Annotated in this window: 14 protein-coding genes; 13 read left to right on the forward strand and 1 reads right to left on the reverse strand. The window is 51.9% G+C overall.

Going from position 1 to position 18,952, the window contains the following annotated elements; translation table 11 throughout:
• Window positions 1-185 precede the first annotated feature (185 nt).
• Window positions 186-1,322 carry a response regulator gene (locus tag PBOR_RS10810; RefSeq protein WP_081971992.1) on the forward strand — a complete coding sequence of 379 codons (1,137 nt, stop codon included), beginning with the start codon at window positions 186-188 and terminating at the stop codon, window positions 1,320-1,322.
• A gap of 13 nt (window positions 1,323-1,335) precedes the next feature.
• Here the strand turns inward: PBOR_RS10810 and PBOR_RS10815 are convergent, their stop codons facing one another.
• Window positions 1,336-1,680: a winged helix-turn-helix transcriptional regulator gene (locus PBOR_RS10815; RefSeq protein WP_042211678.1), complete on the reverse strand. Its 345-nt coding sequence runs from the start codon at window positions 1,678-1,680 to the stop codon at window positions 1,336-1,338.
• Window positions 1,681-1,848: 168 nt separating this feature from the next.
• Here PBOR_RS10815 and PBOR_RS10820 point away from each other — a divergent pair, with 168 nt between their 5' ends.
• The 12 genes from PBOR_RS10820 to PBOR_RS10875 all read left to right on the forward strand — a co-directional run bounded on the left by PBOR_RS10820 (window position 1,849) and on the right by PBOR_RS10875 (window position 18,756).
• Window positions 1,849-2,787, forward strand: a complete 939-nt coding sequence (locus tag PBOR_RS10820) for an aldo/keto reductase family protein (RefSeq protein ID WP_042211679.1) — start codon at window positions 1,849-1,851, stop codon at window positions 2,785-2,787.
• A gap of 29 nt (window positions 2,788-2,816) precedes the next feature.
• On the forward strand, window positions 2,817-3,839 hold the full coding sequence (locus PBOR_RS10825; RefSeq protein WP_042211680.1) for an SDR family oxidoreductase: 1,023 nt from the start codon (window positions 2,817-2,819) through the stop codon (window positions 3,837-3,839).
• A gap of 219 nt (window positions 3,840-4,058) precedes the next feature.
• Window positions 4,059-4,718: a class I SAM-dependent methyltransferase gene (locus PBOR_RS10830; RefSeq protein WP_042211681.1), complete on the forward strand. Its 660-nt coding sequence runs from the start codon at window positions 4,059-4,061 to the stop codon at window positions 4,716-4,718.
• A 99-nt stretch (window positions 4,719-4,817) separates the two neighbouring features.
• Window positions 4,818-5,285: a YfbM family protein gene (locus tag PBOR_RS10835; protein WP_042211682.1), complete on the forward strand. Its 468-nt coding sequence runs from the start codon at window positions 4,818-4,820 to the stop codon at window positions 5,283-5,285.
• A 59-nt stretch (window positions 5,286-5,344) separates the two neighbouring features.
• Window positions 5,345-6,349: a CapA family protein gene (locus tag PBOR_RS10840; RefSeq protein WP_042219230.1), complete on the forward strand. Its 1,005-nt coding sequence runs from the start codon at window positions 5,345-5,347 to the stop codon at window positions 6,347-6,349.
• Between the two features lie 190 nt (window positions 6,350-6,539).
• Window positions 6,540-8,918 carry a beta-galactosidase GalA gene (gene galA, locus PBOR_RS10845; RefSeq protein ID WP_042211683.1) on the forward strand — a complete coding sequence of 793 codons (2,379 nt, stop codon included), beginning with the start codon at window positions 6,540-6,542 and terminating at the stop codon, window positions 8,916-8,918.
• Between the two features lie 307 nt (window positions 8,919-9,225).
• Window positions 9,226-10,947 carry a sensor histidine kinase gene (locus PBOR_RS10850; RefSeq protein ID WP_042211684.1) on the forward strand — a complete coding sequence of 574 codons (1,722 nt, stop codon included), beginning with the start codon at window positions 9,226-9,228 and terminating at the stop codon, window positions 10,945-10,947.
• Window positions 10,948-11,010: 63 nt separating this feature from the next.
• Window positions 11,011-12,570, forward strand: coding sequence for a response regulator (locus PBOR_RS10855; protein ID WP_042211685.1), 1,560 nt, complete (start codon window positions 11,011-11,013; stop codon window positions 12,568-12,570).
• A 188-nt stretch (window positions 12,571-12,758) separates the two neighbouring features.
• Window positions 12,759-13,685 (forward strand): ABC transporter permease, encoded by a 927-nt coding sequence (locus PBOR_RS10860; protein ID WP_042211686.1) that lies wholly within the window; start codon window positions 12,759-12,761, stop codon window positions 13,683-13,685.
• Between the two features lie 19 nt (window positions 13,686-13,704).
• A complete protein-coding gene (locus tag PBOR_RS10865) occupies window positions 13,705-14,634 on the forward strand; it encodes a carbohydrate ABC transporter permease (RefSeq protein ID WP_042211687.1) in 930 nt (309 codons plus the stop codon).
• A gap of 63 nt (window positions 14,635-14,697) precedes the next feature.
• Window positions 14,698-16,278, forward strand: a complete 1,581-nt coding sequence (locus PBOR_RS10870) for an ABC transporter substrate-binding protein (protein ID WP_042211688.1) — start codon at window positions 14,698-14,700, stop codon at window positions 16,276-16,278.
• Window positions 16,279-16,398: 120 nt separating this feature from the next.
• The gene (locus tag PBOR_RS10875; RefSeq protein WP_042211689.1) at window positions 16,399-18,756 is read left to right on the forward strand and encodes a beta-galactosidase; all 2,358 of its coding nucleotides are present in this window, start codon (window positions 16,399-16,401) and stop codon (window positions 18,754-18,756) included.
• Window positions 18,757-18,952 lie beyond the last annotated feature (196 nt).

Raw genomic sequence — 18,952 nt, forward strand, 5'->3', positions numbered from 1 at the left:
AAAACACAAAATATATCAACCGCAATGAAATAAATCACATAGATTAGCTGTTCATTAACCGGGTGTTCTCTAAGCTACCGTTTGCTGAGGGCGCCTTTTTTCTTGTATAACTTCCAGGGTAATGACGGCTATCTGCCAGACAACGCAGCAGCCAGACTATCCGCAGTGAAGCACACTGGAGGAATATGATGATAAGAGCGGTAATTATCGACGATGAGAAACCGGCACTGGATGTGTTGCATTATCTGCTGCAAAGAGATGGACGGGTAGAGGTGATCGGGGCGTTTCAAAGGCCTTTGGAGGCTCTGGAGCAAATACAGGTGCTGCAGCCGGATATCGTGTTCATGGATATGGAGATGCCGCTGATGAACGGGGTAGAGCTGGCGGGAATACTGCTGGAGACCGTCAGGGATCTGGAGGTTGTTTTTGTGACTGCACATAATGCGTATGCTGTGGAGGCCTTCCGGATTGAAGCTCTGGATTATTTGCTGAAACCGCCGACGCCTGTGCAGCTTGACCGGGCAGTTACACGCTATCAGAAGAAACGGCGGTTACCGGCAGAACAGGAGATGAGGATGCCGCTTAAGCCGGCAAGGATTGTCAGCTTCGGGGGCTTCTATGTGCTGAGTGCGGGCGGCCAGGAGGATAAGGTGAAGTGGAGAACTTATAAGTCCAAGGAACTGATGTCCTTCCTGTTTCTGAAAGGGGCAGCTTACGTACCCAAAGGCCAGATTATTCAGGCGTTATGGCCGGAGTGCAGTGATGTGCAGGCTCACTCCAATCTGCACACCACGCTATATAAAATGAAGACTGCGCTCAAAAAAGCAGAGGTCCATGTGGACATTCATTTCAAAGGCGGGAGCTACCGGATGGAGATTGCCGGAGCTGCCGGGGACTTATGGGAGTTTGAGGATTTCGCGAGGAGAAATGATCCGCTTACCCTGCTTACGGTGCCCAAATATGAGTATATTCTGGAGCTCTACCAGGGTGAGCTGTTTGCGGATGACGATTATTGGTGGAGCAACTCCAAGAGAGCAGAGATGCTCGGATTCTACGTCATGCTGTCGAAGAAGCTGTGCAGCTACTTCATCGCGGAAGGGCGTCTTAAGGAGGCTATGCACCGGGTTCATCTGCTGCTGGATAAGTCACCGCTGGATGAAGAGGCGCATGAGCTGCTGATGGGCATCTATTTCCGCCAAAAGGACCGGATCAGCCTGATCCGGCATTATCATGCGATGAAGGAACTGCTAAGCAACGAACTAGGGCTTGAGCCGAAAGAATCGGTAAGGCAGCTGTACAGTGAAATGCTCTCTAAACAGTAGGTACGGGCTGGGCTCAGGTCCACTTAGCGGACCACAGCTTCATTTCATGAAGGATCTGATGCAGATCCGCACCTTTGGGGGTCAGCGTATATTCCACAGTAACCGGAACGGTCGGGAATACGCAGCGTTCCAGTACACCATGATCTTCGAGGTGTCTCAGGGTGCTGGTCAGCGCGCGCGGGCTGATGCCTTCGATATTGCGCTGCAGCTCACCGAAGCGTTTCGTGCCGCCCTGCAGCTCTCTCAGCACCAGGAAAGCCCATTTTCCGGCTAGTACCTCCAGTGTTTTTTCTATATTGCATTCGATAGAGACGGGGTTCTTAGGGATATAATTACTGGCAGAATTGGCTGCTTTCAAGGGATTTCCTCCTGTTCCAAGGCACTATACCAGAGTATAGCAACTATACTGGATGACATATAATAAACTATTTTTCACTTCTTTCTATTATATACAATCTGTTCTAGAATGAACATGTGTATGGAGCAACCGGTTAACAGGGCCGGATTCAGAGAGGAGCAAGGATTCATGAAATACCGCAGATTAGGTGGAACCGGACTTAAAGTCAGTGAGATCAGCCTGGGAAGCTGGTTGACCTACGGAGGATATGTAGAACAGGACAATGCCGTTAGAGCCATTGAAACCGCTTACTCCCTGGGTGTTAATTTTTTTGATACGGCTAATGTGTATGAGAAAGGGGAAGCGGAAAAGGTGCTGGGCGCTACCCTGAGCAGCTATCCGCGCGAATCCTATGTGCTGGCGACCAAAGTATACGGTGTGATGGGTGACGGTCCCAATGACCGCGGCCTGTCCCGTAAGCATATTACCGAGCAATGTAATGCTAGCCTGAAACGGCTCGGTGCTGAATACGTGGATCTGCTGTATTGCCACCGGTATGATCCGGAAACACCAATTGAAGAAACATTGCGGGCACTGGATGATTTGGTCCGGCAGGGTAAGGTGCTCTATGTGGGTGTAAGTGAATGGACGGCGGCACAGATGGCCGAGGCCCTTGCGGTTGCCGACCGTTATCTGCTGGATCATATCGTGGTCAACCAGCCGATCTACAATATGTTCGAACGTTATATTGAGAAAGAAATCATTCCGCTGGGCCTGCGCAAAGGGATCGGACAAGTCGTATTCTCACCGCTGGCCCAAGGGCTGCTGACCGGCAAATACAGCTCGGTCTCCGATATTCCAGAGGACAGCAGGGCTGCTAAGCTCGACTGGATGCGTAAAGGAATTACGGAGGAGAGAATCGCCAAGGTTCAGGAGCTGGGCAGCATTGCCGCTGAACTGGATATTTCTGTAGGCAATCTGGCGCTGGCCTGGATTCTGCGTCAGCCTAACGTTGCCAGCGCCCTGGTCGGTGCCAGCCGGCCGGAGCAGGTGGAAGAGAATGTGAAGGCTTCGGGTATTGAGCTCACCGGGGATGTTTTAACACGTATTGAAGAAATTATCGGCTAAATTACCGGCTAAGAGAGGAAGGATGCAGAGTGAAGGTTCTATTTATCGGAGGTACAGGGCTAATCAGCCAGGCGGTGTCCCGGCTGGCAGTGGAACGGGGAATAGAACTGTATCTGTTCAACCGTGGCGAGCGCAGCAGCTTCGTGCCGCAAGGCGCGCAGGTGATTCAGGGAGATATCCGTGATAAGGAGAAGGCAGCCGGGGCGCTGAAGGATTACGAATTCGATGCTGTGGTTGACTGGATTGCCTTCACACCGGAGCATGTGCAGACGGATATTGATTTATTCACCGGTAAGACGAAGCAGTATATCTATATCAGCTCTGCTTCCGCATATCAGAAGCCGCAGCGTAATTATCTGATTACCGAGGAAACCCCGCTGGTGAATCCGTATTGGCAGTATTCCCGGGACAAGATTGCCTCGGAAGAGCTGCTGCTGGAGGCGTATCAGAACAGCGGCTTCCCGGTTACGATTGTCCGTCCTTCCCATACGTATGGAGATACAGCTATTCCGGCGGCACTGACCAGCTGGAGTAATCCATGGTCGCTGGTGGAACGCATCCGCAAAGGCCAGCCGCTTGTCATTCATGGCGACGGTACCTCCTTATGGACATTGACGCATAATTCCGATTTTGCCAAAGGGTTCGTCGGGCTGCTGGGTCATCCGGAGGCTATCGGAGAAGCTATTCATATCACTTCTGACGAAGTGCTGAACTGGAATCAGATCTACGCTGCAATCGGTGAGGCCGCAGGCAGAGAGCCGAAGGTTGTGCATATTTCTACCGATTTCATCGCCGCCAATACACCGCCGGGGACAGCGGACGGGCTGATTGGGGATCAGGGGGTAAGCAGCGTGTTCGACAACAGCAAGATCAAACGCCTTGTTCCTGACTTCGAAGCTGCCGTACCGTTCGCTGAAGGGGTGAAACGGTCGGTCGCCTGGTTCGAAGCCCATCCTGAATGTTGCACGGTGGATCAGGAGTGGTCCAAAATGCTGGACGGACTGATCGCCAAGCATGGGGTGGATGCGAAGCTGCTCACGTATTACGTTTAAAGCGGGAAGAATAGTATAGCCTATGATTTAATAGTAGAAACAGGTGCCGCCCTTAAGGGGAGGGGGCCTGTTTTTTTTGCGCAGAGCGGTTGGGCTGTTATTCCTGAAAATATAAATTCAGCACAGCTGATGTCAGCTTATAACGCAGGTATAGCATGAAACGCGGATTTGTGAATATACTCTCACTACCGAAATCACCCCATAAAAGGAGTCCTGGCCATGCCGACACATCCCTATGTCTCCCGTTTCTTTGTGAATGCCGACGCACGTCGTGAGAAGCTGATTTATGATTTGCCGGAATCCTGGTGGAGCCGTCCTTATGAATACGAATGGTGCACCAATTTTATTTCCCCGCATGATGTTGTACTGGATGCCGCCTGCGGAATTTCCCACCCGCTTAAATTCTACCTTGCCGGCTATAGCGCAGAGGTCTTCGCCTGTGATATTGATGCCCGGATTCTGTCACGGGAAGCGATTATACAGGATATTACCGATGATATCGGAGAGTTGGCGGCCCAGCAGGTGCAGGCCAGAAGAACAGACAGGCTGCATCTGACCCAGGCTGATCTTACCTCGCTGCCGTATGAGGATGAGAGCTTCGATACGATTTTTTGCATCTCGGTGCTTGAGCATCTGTCGGTGCAGGATTCTGTGCTTGCGGTACGGGAGTTTCACAGAACCCTTAATGGAGAAGGTCTGCTTGTATTGACGTTTGATTATCCGACTGTAAACCTGCCGCGGATGAATGAGATTCTGCTGCAGGCCGGATTTCAGTATTGGGGCGAGACCGATTTCAATCTTCCGGCAGATGCAGTGCGGACCGATCAGTGGGGCGGCCTGAACTGCTTCAGGGCAGTACTCAAGAAGGCACAAGCTTAGTACCGGTACAGAAAGGTAAGGTAAAGTCCCCATCATTTGGTTGTTTCCTTCCGGTATAGTAGAATAGGTTCAAGACGGAAGAGAGAAGGAGACAACTTCATGGGGATGATTGGCAACTACATCACTGCAAGTGCGGAACTGCTTCAGGCCATCCGGAATGAAGAAACCAGTCTGCACGGAATCGAACCGAAGGTGGATATCGATAAGTCCTGGCAAGCGCTGCATTATATACTAAGCGGCGGGGAGGCAGAGGAAGCTTCACCGCTCGGAGCAGTTGTGCCGCTGAACGGTCCATTGTATATCGGGCATTATTCCGATGCCGAGGTATTCGCGCTGGAGCCGGAACAGGTGAAAGAAACCGCTGATGCCTTGGAGGGAATAGAAGAGTCATATATGCGGGAACGATATCAATTCCGGCGGATGCTGGACGAAGGAATTTATCCGCTGATGGATGATGATGAACCGGAAGAGTTTTTTGACTATTTGTATACGTATTTCCAGGCTGTGAAGGAGTTTTACCGGAAGGCAAGCGCTGATCAAGCCTATGTGGTATTCTATATCTCTTAGCCCTATTTGAATTTGTGAAAAAGGAGTCAGAGAACTTGCGCAGATATGCCATTATAATTATGATTCTGCTCCTGTTAGCGCCGGCTGCGGGTCTCAGCGCCAAAGAGGCGGGTCCGCAGGACAAGATTCAGCTCGCCTTCGCCGGAGATATTCTGCTGGACGGTTTTGTCGGCGAGCAGATTGCAAGGTACGGGGTCAACTTCCCGTTCGTCAAAGTAGCGCCAGTGCTGCAGAAGGCTGATCTGGCTTTTGCCAACCTGGAGACACCGGTATCGGTGCGGGGAGACGCCGCCGAGAAGATGTTTGCCTTCCGTTCGAAGCCGGCAGCGCTGGCCGGATTAAGCTACGCTGGCATTGACGGGGTGTCCCTGGCGAATAATCATATTCTGGATTATGGACAAACCGCCATGCTGGATACGCTGATCCATCTGGACAGGAATAAGATCGGACATACAGGTGCAGGTGCGAATATAGAAGAGGCGTTTAAGCCTTACACCAAGACGGTCAAAGGCAAGCGGATCGCCTTGCTGGGCGTAAGCCGGGTATTGTCTGACCCCTCCTGGTATGCGGGCAAGAACAGCCCGGGTGCGGCTTCTGCCTATACAGCGGAGCCTCTGCTGGGTGCGATTAGGAAATCAGCCAAGGACAACGATTATACCATTGTCTATATTCACTGGAATCAGGAGTTCAAGGACTACCCTGAACAGTATGCCCGGACTCTGGCGAAGCAGATGATCGACAGCGGAGCCGATATTATCCTCGGGGCGCACAGCCATTGTCTGATGGGGATAGAATACTACAAGCATAAGCCAATCTATTATTCACTTGGCAATTTTGTATTCAACCGCTCTACGCGGGGCGGGGACAAAACGCTGCGTTCGATGCTGGTCAACTTCTCGATCAGCAGTTCCGGGGTGACTAGCAGCATTACTCCGGTCAAAATCATTGGCGGACAGCCCAATTTCATGGGTGAAGCCTACAACAAAGAGACCTATAAGCTGATGAATGAGCTCTCCTTCAATGCGAAGATCGCAGCGGGCGGAGCGGTCAGCGAGAAGCTGTGAAGCACAAGCAGCGCTGGCGGAATAGCAATAAGCCCGGTGGATCGGCTTCATCCTTCCCTCGGGCTTATTTGTTATGGAACCGGGTGATATTCATTTTGTGCTATTCATTATTAGCATTGTACTAACGGCGTGCAGCTAATCTACTCTACAATATGAATATTAGTTCATCATCAAGGAGGTATGGCTAGAAGTGGGAACCGGAACTGTTAGAAGCAAAGTTAAGTTTGATGAGAACTGGGGCTTTTATAAAGGGGAGCTCCAGATTCCTTATGCAGTCAAGGGTGGGATGACAGGCGGTATTACAGATACGGGCGCTCTCCGGGAGGGCGAGTGGCTGGATATCGCTTTTAACGATAAAGGGATGGGGGAGCAGCAGCTGGAATGGACCGCACTCAGCCTGCCGCATGACTGGTGTGTGGAGCAGCAGTATGTTCAGGATGGACAACTTGGCGCAAGGGACGGCAGCCATGGTTATTTGCCGGGCGGAACCGGCTTCTACCGCAAGACCTTTGAGCTTCCGGCAGACGCTGCGGGCAGTAAGTGGACGGTTCATTTCGATGGAGTGTCAGGTACTGCTACGGTGTGGGTTAATGGGCATCTGATCGGCTCTCATCATGGCGGATATATTGGCTCCAGTTATGATCTGTCGGATGTTCTCCGCTATGGCGGAGAGGGCAGTAATGTCATTCTGGTCAAAGTTGATGCTACCGAATGTGAAGGCTGGTGGTATGAGGGCTGCGGCATTTACCGTCATGTCTGGCTGGAGAATACGGACCGCCTGCATGTAGCCGAATACGGCACCTATATTACCACACCTGAAGTTGCCAAAGAAAAGGCAGTTGTCAGCATCCGTACACGCCTCCGCAATGATTATACTGAGGGCATGCCGGTATCCCTGCGCACGGTGATCTATGATGCGGATGGAATGCAGATCTGTGCGGATTCGGCAGATGCCTTTGCAGACTGGCATGCTGAGACGGAGCTGGAGCAGAGCTTTGAGGTGGAGCAGCCTATGCTATGGGGTATTGAATCGCCGTATTTGTACAGGGCGGAATCGGTTGTTATCTATAATGGGAACGAGCTTGACCGGTACGAGACCGTGTTCGGCATCCGCAGCATCCGCTTCGATGCGGAGGAAGGGTTCTTCCTGAACGGAGAACCGCTGTTAATCAAAGGCACCTGCAACCATCAGGATTTCGCCGGTGTTGGCGTAGCGCTGCCGGACAGCCTGATCGAATACAAGCTTAGACTGCTGCAGGAGATGGGCTCTAACGCCTACCGCAGTGCCCATCATCCGCCGACTCCCGAGCTGCTGGATATGTGTGACCGGATGGGGATACTGGTGATGGATGAGAACCGCAAGCTCGACAGCAGCCCGGAGGGCCTGAGCCACCTGGAGCGGATGCTCTACCGGGACCGGAATCACCCCTGTGTCATCATCTGGAACCTGGAGAATGAGGAGGTTCTTGAAGGTACCGTGACAGGTGCCCGGATACTGAAGACGCTCGCGGATCGGACCCGCCGGATTGATCCAACCCGCCCGACCTCTGCGGCGATGAACCATGGCTGGAACGAGAATGGCTATAACGATGTGGTAGAGATTACCGGCTACAATTATGGACACCGGGATACCCATAATATCGACATCCGTGACCACGGGCTATATCCGGAGCGGCTGATGATCGGCAGTGAATGTGCCAGTTACACCGCAACCCGGGGAATTTATGAAGATGATCCGGTCAAGGGCTACTGTTCCGAATACGGCACGAACATTCCTTCCTGGGGCTGCACCCCGCAGCAGGCGTGGAATGATCTGGTGAATCACCGCTTTTTGACCGGCGTCTTCATGTGGACCGGATTTGATTACCGGGGGGAGCCGACCCCTTATCTCTGGCCGTGCATCAACTCGCATTTTGGGCTGATGGACACCTGCGGATTCCCCAAAGACAGCTATTATTATATGCAGGCGGTATGGAAGGACGAGCCGATGGTTCATGTGCTGCCGCATTGGAACTGGCCGGGTTCAGAGGGTAAGCCGGTCGAGGTGCGCGTATTCTCTAACACGGAGACGGTGGAGCTGAGCCTGAACGGCAGAAGTCTGGGTGAGCAGCAGGTGGATAGGAACGGGTATTTATCATGGGAAGTCATCTATGAGCCCGGGGAGCTACAGGCTATCGGCAAACGAGGCGGTGTTGCCATTGCCGAGAATGCTGTAGTCACAGCTGGCCAGCCGCATCAGATCGCATTATTCCCTGACCGGCTGGCGGGCCGGGCGGATGGCAGTGATACGATTCCGGTCCGCGTGGCTGTCCTGGATAAGTACGGCTACGTCGTACCCACAGCCGATAACGAGATCCGGTTTGAAGTGACGGGAGCCGGAGCTCTGCTCGGCTTAGGCAACGGAAATCCAAGCAGTCATGAGCCGGATAAGTCTCCGCTGCGGCGTGCGTTCAACGGCTGGTGTCTGGCCTTGATCCAGGCGTCGCATGAAGCCGGCTCCATTCAGGTACGGGCTGTGTCCACGGGACTGGCCTCTGCGGAAGTGGTGCTGCAGGTGACTGCCGAATAATCATAAGGCGCGAAGTGAACTTCTGGAGCGGCTATTTATTTCCGGCGGGTGGAACGATAATATATAAGATGAACCAATGAAGATAACAAAGCGAGAAGGAACGAAGGGGGATTTTGGAACTGTAGGAGCGGTAGCGACCGCCTTTGTCACCGGATTTCCACCGCGAACAGCGGTATAATTTGAGAAATCTGGAGACAACAGCGGCCGGAAGTCCAAATATTCACCGCAGTGACGACTGAGCCTTACGTAATTTCTTAGGTGCATTTTATATATAAATAACGAATTCCATGCAGAGGATGTCCCGCGAATGATGCCTAAACTGAAGAAATACATGCCTTTCACTTATAAAATGATGATTCCCTACCTGCTGCTGGTCCTGCTGACCGATGTGTTCATCGGCTACATTTCTTATTCCATGCTGACAGATTCGAGAACGGAAATGGCCGAGTCCAATATCAAGACGGGAATGGAGCAGGCAAGGAACAATATCCGCTATCAGATGGATGAAATTCAGCGGATGTCGGACAACCTGTTCGGCAGCCAGCCGTTCCAGCGTGCGCTGGAGCTGAAGGGAACACCGTTTGAGATTTATCTGGCAATGATCGATGAGATCGTGCCCCAGATTACAGCACCGCTGCAGCTGTTCGGGAATAAGATCCGCTTCATGCTCTATACGCCGAACAGCGATATCCAGATTGTTTCCGGAGACAATCTGGAGGAGCCGATCTATGACAGCGACTACTATATTCTGTCTTTGGACGAGATCGCAGGCAGTGAATGGTACCAGTCGCTTAAGGATTCGAAGCGCGATAATCTATGGCTGCAGATCGATACCGACCAGAAGCTGGGCAATCTCTCGCATGTCCGCAGACTCGTTAACTTCAGCGATTACAAGACCTTGATCGGCTATGTACGCATTACGGTCTCCCTGGAGGATCTATTTGGCGGTTTTGATACCTTTCCCGTGGAAGAAGGAATTACCCTGCGGCTGGTAGAGGATACATCCGGAGCCATCCTGTTCCAGCGCGGAACGGCCGATTATAAGGGCGGACGGGAGAATTTTCTCAGTCTGCATGAGGAGATTCCCGGCAGCAATTTCGTCATTGAAGCCATGGTTCCGCAAAAGTATCTGACCCAGGATGCCGGCCGTCTGCGCAAAGTCATTATTGCAGTCTGTTCACTCAGCTTCCTGGTCATGACCTTGATCGGTTTCTTGGTGGCGCGTATCTCCGGCCGCAAGATGAGCCGGATTGTAGGGTTGGTCCGTTCCTTTCAGGAAGGGAACTTCCAGAAGCGGATCCGATTCTCCGGCAACGATGAATTTGTGCAGATTGCCGACTCCTTCAATGATATGGCCGCCAACATTCAGGGGCTGATCAACAGCGTATATGTGCAGGGGATACAGAAGAAGCAGGCAGAGCTGGAAGCCCTGCAGGCGCAGATTAATCCGCATTTCCTCTATAATACGCTCTCCACGATAAGCAGCCTGGCCAATCTGGGCGAAATCGGCAAGGTCACGGAGATGGTCCAGGGACTGTCGCGTTTCTACCGGCTGACGCTGAACCAGGGCAATGTGTACATTGAACTGGAGAAGGAGCTGGAGCAGGTGGCGACTTACCTGGAAATCCAGCGGGTCAAATATGCGGATGCATTCACTCTGTATGTTGATGTGGATGAGGAGATTATGCAAATGCAGGTTATTAAGCTGGTGCTGCAGCCTTTTGTGGAGAATATCTTCAAGCATGCCTGGTTTGGCGAGTCGATTGCCATCCGTCTGACAGGACGGAGAGTCGGCAGCAATATTGAGCTGAAGATCATCGACAATGGAATCGGCATGCGTCCGGAGGTCGTTAAAAGAATGATGCAGGGCAAGGGACAGTCCGGCGGGTATGGGGTGAAGAACGTCAATGAGCGGATCAAGCTCAGATACGGTGACGCGTACGGTGTGACGATTGCCAGCTTCTACGGAGGAGGAACAACCGTTCAGCTGCTTCTCCCTGCCGGGCTTCAGGATCACGAGGACCTATGAGGAATGCCGCTGACCCGTTATGGGGCAGAGCATCTTGTATAAGCACAGGAGGAAATGATTGCGATGAGTATCAATGTATTGCTGGTAGATGATGAAGCTGTTGATCTGGAGTGGCTGCGGCGCAGAGTGCTGGCAAGCCCGCTCGATATTGCAGTAGTAGGAACGGCGAACAGCGGCTTCAATGCGCTTAAGATTATGGAGCAGGAGCGGATCGACATTATCCTGTCAGATATACGGATGCCCATTATGACCGGAACGGAGTTTGCACGCAGGGCTAAGGTCATCCATCCCAAGGTCAAAATCGTCTTCATCAGCGGCCATGAGGATTTCAGCTATGCCAAGGAGGCTATTGAGATCAATGCCTCCGGCTATTTGCTGAAGCCCGTTGAGGATAAGGATTTGTACGACATGCTGGATTCTCTGTGCGCAGCTATGGAGAAGGAGAGGGAGCAGAACCGTTCCTTCAGCGAAGCCTTGTCCCTTGTGAACAAGGAGCTTATCCTGCGCTGGTTCGAGGAGCCTTCTCCTGAACCCGCTGAGCCGCATTTGCGCAGTGCCCTCACTCCGCTTCTGGTGAAAGGGGCGGCTGCAGCACTTGTCGAGATCGATGATCTGGAATGGAAAATGCGGGATCTGTCCGAGGAGGATGCCCGCGTGAAGACGCGGCAAATGGCCGGATTGATTAAATCCTTCGTGGAGGATGGCAAGCTGGGCACGCTGATTCCTGTCCATCATCACCGGTTTGTCATTCTCTGCAGCCTTCCGCAGGACAGCTTCCTGAATCTGCTGGATGAGCTAATCCGCAAGATGGCGGAGTCTTCCCCCTGCACGTTAACCATCGGTGTCGGACGATATGCCCAGGATGAAACGGGACTGCACGAATCCTACCAGCAGGCACAGGCCGCCCTCAGCGCGAAGTGGCTGCTCGGGAAGAACCGGCTGATCCGGGATAACATGGAGTCTTCGCCGCGCGGGACGCCGGGTGCCCGGATCGAACAGACAGTGGTGAAGCTGCTGGAGGCGATCATTCAATATGATCTGGTGGCCATCGACGACCAGCTGCTGGAGCTGTTCACGAGTGCCGGCAAGAAGGATGTCTATGAGCTGATTATCCGCATCACCTCCAAGCTGCATGCGGATCTGCAGCAGCAGAACGAGAACCTGTATGAGCTGCTGCAATGGGAATCCCATCAGCCGGATATTCTGTTCCAGTTCGAGACGATCCACGATATTCTGTCCTGGATGCGGCGCAGATTCTTCGAGCTGTCGGAGCTGCTGTATGTGAAGCGGCAGCGGCAGAAGCGTAAGCTGATCGATGAGATTATGAACTATGTGGAGGAGAATCTGGAGAAGAAGATTACCCTGAAGGAGGTAGCCGCCCATTTCGACTTCACACCGAACTATTTGGGTTATCTGTTCAAGGAAGAATACGGGCTTCCTTTCAGTGAATTCGTGAATGAGCGCAAGACGGGCCGGGTATTCGAGCTGCTGGGTGATCCGACACTCAAAATCTATGAGATTGCCGAGCGCATGGGCTACAAGAACATTATCTATTTCAACCGGCAGTTTAAGCAGATCACAGGCATGACGCCGGGAGAGTACCGCAAGAAACAGAAAATATAGTCTGCCAAACGTTGCCAGTCCGGGTTATCAATCCGGAGGCAACGTTTTTTTTGTTTTTGGGGAATGGTATATATTAACCGATCGTTGAAAAAGTATTAGTTTTAGTTGCTAGGCTTAATCCACACCAGGAAAGCGCTTCTTTATAATAAAGCTATAGAGAAAAGGGATTGATGGAAAGGGGATTCAAGATGAAACAGAAACAACATGGATTCTGGGATGATGTGAAGAAGTACAGATCCTTGCTCCTCATGCTTGTACCGGCGGTATTGTTCTTCCTGCTCTTTGCTTATATTCCGATGTCAGGCATTATACTGGCGTTTAAGCAATACGACTACACCGGCGGGGTCTTCGGCAGCCCCTGGAACGGATGGGACAACTTTAAATTCTTCTTCAATTCTGGTGACGCCTGGCGCGTAACACGAAACACAGCGCTGTACAATATTGCTTTTATCGTTGTGAACAACGTGATTCAGATCTGCGCGGCTATCCTGCTGTTCGAGGTTGCCGGCAAATGGTTCCGGAAAATTACCCAGACGGTATTGTTCCTGCCTTACTTCATTTCCTGGGTTGTGGTTGGAGCCATTGCCTACAACCTGTTCAACTTCGACGTAGGTACCATTAACGTATTGCTGAAGGGACTCGGCATGCAGCCGGTGGACATCTATAATACCGCTGCCTACTGGCCGGTAATCCTGGTGGTCGTATCCGCCTGGAAGACGCTGGGCTATGGTACAATCATGTATCTTGCAGCCATCACCAGCATTGATACTGAAATGTACGAAGCGGCTGAGATTGACGGGGCGAATATTTTCCAGCGTATTATGAAGATCACGGTTCCGAACCTGATGCCTACGGTTATTATTCTGGTGCTGCTGGCTATCGGTAACGTCTTCCGCGGTGATTTCGGGATGTTCTACAATATGGTCGGCAACAACGGCCTGCTGTTCTCATCAACCGACGTCATCGACACCTTCGTGTTCCGCTCACTGACCACTTCCAATGAGATCGGGATGTCTGCTGCGGCCGGCTTCTATCAGTCACTGCTTGGTTTCGTAACCATCATGCTGGCTAACTATGCAGTACGCAAATATGATAAGGATCGTGCTCTATTCTAGGAAAAGGAGGTCATACTAAATGAGTTCAACTACTGCAAACTTGAAAACTCCGGAAGTTAGCCGGAAGCGCGGCAATAAGGATAAGATGATACTGGCCATCATCGGCTATGTGATGCTTACTGTGCTCGCTATATTCTGTATCTTCCCCTTCATTCTGGTCGTGTCCTCCTCTCTGAGTGAGGAGAGCACGATTATCGAAAAAGGGTTCCAGCTCTTCCCGTCCGCGTTCTCCACAGAGGCCTACAGCCTGCTGTTCAAGTATCCGGAGGAAATGCTCAGAGCTTATGGCATAACCATATCCGTAACCGCCATCGGAACATTGTTCGGATTGTTCCTGACTTCAATGACAGCCTATGTGCTGTCCCGGAGAGATTTCAAATGGCGCGGCCGCTTCTCCTTCTTCTTCTTCTTCACTACACTGTTCAGCGGCGGTCTGGTCCCTTGGTACCTGATGATTGTCAACTATCTGCATCTTAAAGATACATTGCTGGTGCTGATCCTGCCTTTGCTGATGAACGTGTTCTACATTATCGTCATGAAATCGTTCATGAGCAGCATCCCGGATGCCATTACAGAATCCGCCAAGATTGACGGCGCAGGCGATTTCCGGATTTTCATGCAGCTGATTGTTCCTTTGTCCAAGCCGGCTCTGGCTACCATTGGTCTGTTCATTGCCCTGGCCTACTGGAATGACTGGTATAACGCACTATTGTTTATCTCCAAATCAGAGCTCATGCCGCTGCAGTACTACCTCTACAAAATGCTCGGCAATATGGATGGCATGCGCAAGGCGATGATGGCTTCCGGTGCAGTTGTAAATACGGATCTGCCTACGGAGAGCTTGAAGATGGCCATGACCATTGTGGCTACAGGACCTATCCTGCTTGCTTATCCGTTCATCCAGAAATATTTTGTAACCGGACTTACGATTGGTGCAGTCAAAGGATGATCACAGGGAAACCTGGTTATCAATATAAACCCAATACTATTGAATTAGGGGGAAACATCGGTCATGAAAAATAAGACAAAGAAACTTACAGTTACGCTGGCAACAATGATGGCACTGGGTACCATTCTCAGTGCATGCGGCGGCAATAACAACGCAAATACAGGTGCAGAGGCTACGAATGCTCCGGCAACCGCAACAGAAGGAGCAGCAGCGAATTCCGGCGCTCCGGACACTTCCAAAGAAGTGAAGCTGAAGATGCTGCTGATCGGCGGACAGCCGGGGGATTACGATAAGGTGTTCGGAGAGCTGAACACGAAATTGAAAGAAAAAATCAATGCTACCGTAGAAACGGAATTCCTCGACTGGTCGGACTGGACACAGAAGTATCCGCTGAAATTTGCGGCTAATGAAGATTTTGACCTTGTGTATACAGCCAACTGGGCTCTCTATAATGATCAGGCGCTCAAGGGCGGCTTCCTTGAGCTGACGGACGATCTGCTGTCAAAGTACATGCCGCAAACCTGGGAAGCTATGCCTAAAGTAAACTGGGAGCAGGCTAAAGTAGACGGCAAGCTCTACATGGTTCCTAACAACAACGTTGAGGTTACCGACAAAGTGGTTCTGTACCGTGAGGATCTGCGCAAGAAATACAATCTTCCTGAAATCAACAGCCTTGAATCCTATGCTACTTATCTGAAAACGGTTGCCAAAGAAGAAACTGGAATTACCGCATACGGTGCCAAACCTGCCGACGGCTGGAAATGGCATGAGCTTGACCAGGCTACGCTGGAGCAGAACAATGACTGGAACCTGGTAGACGCTAACCTGCTGCCGCTGGCTTATAAGCTGGATGATGCAACCGGCAAAATTTTCAACATCTACGACACTCCTGAGTTCAGAGAGCTGCTTACCTACTACAAGGATCTTGCCGACAACGGCGTATGGTCCAAAAACGTAGTCAGCAATAAAAACGACGTATGGCAGGATATCAAAGCTGAGAAAGTTTCCTCCTACGCTCAGAACCTGGGTACTGTAGCAGCGAATGTAACGGAAATGCGCCGTGACAAGCCGGATGTTGAGCTGGCTATTGCTGACCTTACTCCAACCAAGAAGAAAATTGCGGCAATTTCGACCCAGAACGGTATGGCGATCCATGCGACTTCCAAGAACGTAGAACGTTCACTGATGCTGATCGACCTGCTGCAGAATGACAAGGAAATTCATGATTTGACCATGTACGGTATTGCCGGAACCAACTATATCCCTGACGGCGACAAGAAATACAGTGCAGGACCAGCAGCTGCTAACTACACAGGCTTCTCGAACTGGGGCTGGAACTCCCCGCTGAACCGTCAAGATTCGGCGTATCCGGTGGAAGCAGACAACATGTTCAACAGCTGGCAGTCCAGCATCTATCATTTCCCGCTTGAAACCTTCGTCTTCGACTCCACACCAGTGAAGAACGAAGTAGCCAACATCGGCAACGTGATGCTGCGTTATGCTATTCCGCTGGAATACGGCTTGATTGATGATCTCGACAAAGGCCAGGCTGATCTGATCAAACAGCTGAAATCCGCTGGTATTGACAAGGTTCAGACGGAGCTGCAGAGCCAGATCGATGCCTTCCTGGCAGTACAGAAATAATAGCTCAATAAAGGTGAAGCTAATGTAACGGCTTCCGGGCCACTCCAGAGCATAGCTTTGGGGTGGCTTTTTTATAAATATTAACGAAGAGAACAAGCAAATTGCAGAGGAGCCAATCACATGAAGCATACGATACAAGCCCATATTGCCCCGAAGGAAATCTATCCGTCGACCCTGCGTCTGGGGGGAAGCAACCCGGAGGGTGACCAGATCAGCTTCACCAATTACTACATGGAGCTGAACGGCAAGCCTTATTTCGCTATATGCGGCGAGTTCCACTATTCGCGATATCCGGAAGCGGACTGGGAGACAGAACTCCGGCAGATGAAAATGTCAGGGATCAATGTGATCGCCACCTATATCTTCTGGAATCATCATGAAGAAATAGAAGGGGAATTTAATTGGAGCGGCAACCGCGATCTCCGGAAGTTTGTGGAGCTGTGCCACGATAACGGGCTCTATGTTATCCTGCGTGTCGGTCCGTTCTGTCATGGCGAGGTCCGTAACGGGGGACTCCCGGACTGGCTGTTCGGGCGGGAATTCGATGTCCGCTCCAATGATGAAGGGTACCTGAGTTATGTAAGACGATTGTTCGCAGAGATTGGCCGGGAGGCTGATGGGCTGATGTACAAGGATGGCGGGCCGGTAATCGGCATTCAGCTGGAGAATGAATTCAATGCTGCCGCTGCGCTCTGGGAACAGACTGCGAAGCAGGGGGATGAATATCTTAGCGGCGGGATCGGCGGTGCGGAGGGTTCAGAGCATATGCGCCTGCTCAAGGAGTATGCGGTGGATTCCGGCCTGATTGCCCCGATCTATACGAGTACCGGCTGGGGAGAGGCACCGTTCCTGGAAGATGAAGTCCTGCCGCTGTATGGCGGATATGCCTATACCCCGTGGAGCATCAGCGATCCGAATCAGGTCCAGAAGCCGACACCTGAATATGTATTTGTGAATTTCCATGATGATCAGGCGCCGGGAGGCGAGTTCAATCCGCCGTATAGCCGGACGAAATACCCGTTTGCCTGCTGTGAGATGGGCGGCGGCATGCAGACCTGGTATCTGTCCCGCTTCCAGGTAGAGCCGGAAAGTGTACTGGCCATGACCCTGATGAAGCTTGCCGGAGGCTGCAACTTTATCGGGTATTATATGTTCCATGGCGGTACGAATCCCGTGGGCAGAACAGGTTACCTGAACGAGAGCACCACACCGAAGCTGACATATGATTTTCAGGCGCCGATTGGCGAGTTCGGACAGATTCGGGAGTCGAACGGCTTGCTGCGGCCGCTGCATTATTTCCTCCGCCGGTTCGCAGACCGGCTTGCTCCTATGGCAACCCTGCTTCCGGAAGGTGCAGAGGCGGTCACTCCTGAGGATGCCCATACGCTGCGTTATGCTGTCCGAACGGATGGCAAGTCCGGCTTCCTGTTTGTTAACAATTATCAGGATCATGTTGAGATGGATGGGCATGAGGGTGTTGTATTTGAAGTTAAGCTTGGGGAAGAGATGATCAGCTTCCCGCAGCGGAGTTCGCTGACCGTCAAGCCCAAGGCTTCATTCCTGCTGCCGTTTAACTTTGCACTTGACGGTCTGAATCTTAAGTATGCAACGGCCCAGCCGGTCACCGCAGTGGAATCTGCTGAAGCCGTCACCTATTTCTTCGCGATGCCGGAGGGTGTGGATGGTGAGTTCCAGCTGGATGCGCAGGACGGTATTCTCAGTGTGGCCACAGATGCCGGAACAATTGAAGGAAGCGGCAGCAGCTACAACATGCTCATTCCGCATCAGGTGTCGTCCATGATCGTTATCAAGCGTGACGGAGCCAGAGAAGCACGGATTTACGCGATGAGTGCCAAGGAAGCAGCAACCCTGTGGGAGCTTGAGGAGAATGGCCAGAGCCGGATAGTGTTGTCGGAGGTGCCGCTTGTGCAGACTCCGGACGGAATTGAATTCCTTAGCAGCGGCCAGAATGCCTTCACGTTCCGTGAATATGCCGGTGGAGCTGTGGCAGAAGCGCAGTGGAGCACTTTGCAGGCTGATGCATCCATCAGCGGACGGACGGAAGGCTGGTTCCGGAGCTATGAGGTGCAGGGTCCCCAGAAGGAGATCGCCCTTACCACGCGGCGGCTTCATGACCATAAGCTCGCGCTCCAGCTGCCGGAGGAGGTTCTCCAAGGAACCGGAGAAGTGCTGCTGAGCATTGATTATACCGGTAATGTGGGCTATGCCTTTGCGGGCGGGCAGCTGTTCCATGACCACTTTTATAATGGCCTGCCTTGGGAGATCGGCCTGTCACGTTTCCGTGATGTCCTCCGCAGGGGCGAGATCATTCTGGAAACCACACCGCGCCGTACAGGCAGCATAACTTTGGCCGCTGATGCTGCGATGGCGGTAGAGAAGGTATTCGAGGGTGAAGCCACCGCCGTGTTCCACAGTGTTACGGCTACGCCGGTGTACCGGATTGCGCTGAAACGGTAGTAGTTGGCGGATGTGAGACTTAATCGGAAGGCTAAGATCGATATAGAGAATATGTGGATAAGAGTAGGAGAGAGCAATGAACGGTGAAGTGTTATGCAACAGATAGAATGTAGGACGGATTAAGTAAGGGAATAAAAGTAGAGCATGGAAAAAAGCAGAAATGCTCGGACAAATGTCTGGAGAGGAAGAAGTAGGT

Origin of the sequence: Paenibacillus borealis, assembly GCF_000758665.1 — a bacterium.
Lineage (GTDB): Bacteria > Bacillota > Bacilli > Paenibacillales > Paenibacillaceae > Paenibacillus_AQ > Paenibacillus_AQ borealis.

Excerpts from the sequence above, each read along its gene's own strand:
- PBOR_RS10840 (WP_042219230.1), top strand. The coding sequence starts at position 5,345 with ATGATTCTGCTCCTGTTAGCGCCGGCTGCGGGTCTCAGCGCCAAAGAG.
- PBOR_RS10820 (WP_042211679.1), top strand. The coding sequence starts at position 1,849 with ATGAAATACCGCAGATTAGGTGGAACCGGACTTAAAGTCAGTGAGATC.
- PBOR_RS10855 (WP_042211685.1), top strand. The coding sequence starts at position 11,011 with ATGAGTATCAATGTATTGCTGGTAGATGATGAAGCTGTTGATCTGGAG.
- PBOR_RS10860 (WP_042211686.1), top strand. The coding sequence starts at position 12,759 with ATGAAACAGAAACAACATGGATTCTGGGATGATGTGAAGAAGTACAGA.
- PBOR_RS10875 (WP_042211689.1), top strand. The coding sequence starts at position 16,399 with ATGAAGCATACGATACAAGCCCATATTGCCCCGAAGGAAATCTATCCG.
- PBOR_RS10830 (WP_042211681.1), top strand. The coding sequence starts at position 4,059 with ATGCCGACACATCCCTATGTCTCCCGTTTCTTTGTGAATGCCGACGCA.
- PBOR_RS10810 (WP_081971992.1), top strand. The coding sequence starts at position 186 with ATGATGATAAGAGCGGTAATTATCGACGATGAGAAACCGGCACTGGAT.
- PBOR_RS10850 (WP_042211684.1), top strand. The coding sequence starts at position 9,226 with ATGATGCCTAAACTGAAGAAATACATGCCTTTCACTTATAAAATGATG.
- PBOR_RS10870 (WP_042211688.1), top strand. The coding sequence starts at position 14,698 with ATGAAAAATAAGACAAAGAAACTTACAGTTACGCTGGCAACAATGATG.
- PBOR_RS10835 (WP_042211682.1), top strand. The coding sequence starts at position 4,818 with ATGGGGATGATTGGCAACTACATCACTGCAAGTGCGGAACTGCTTCAG.
- PBOR_RS10865 (WP_042211687.1), top strand. The coding sequence starts at position 13,705 with ATGAGTTCAACTACTGCAAACTTGAAAACTCCGGAAGTTAGCCGGAAG.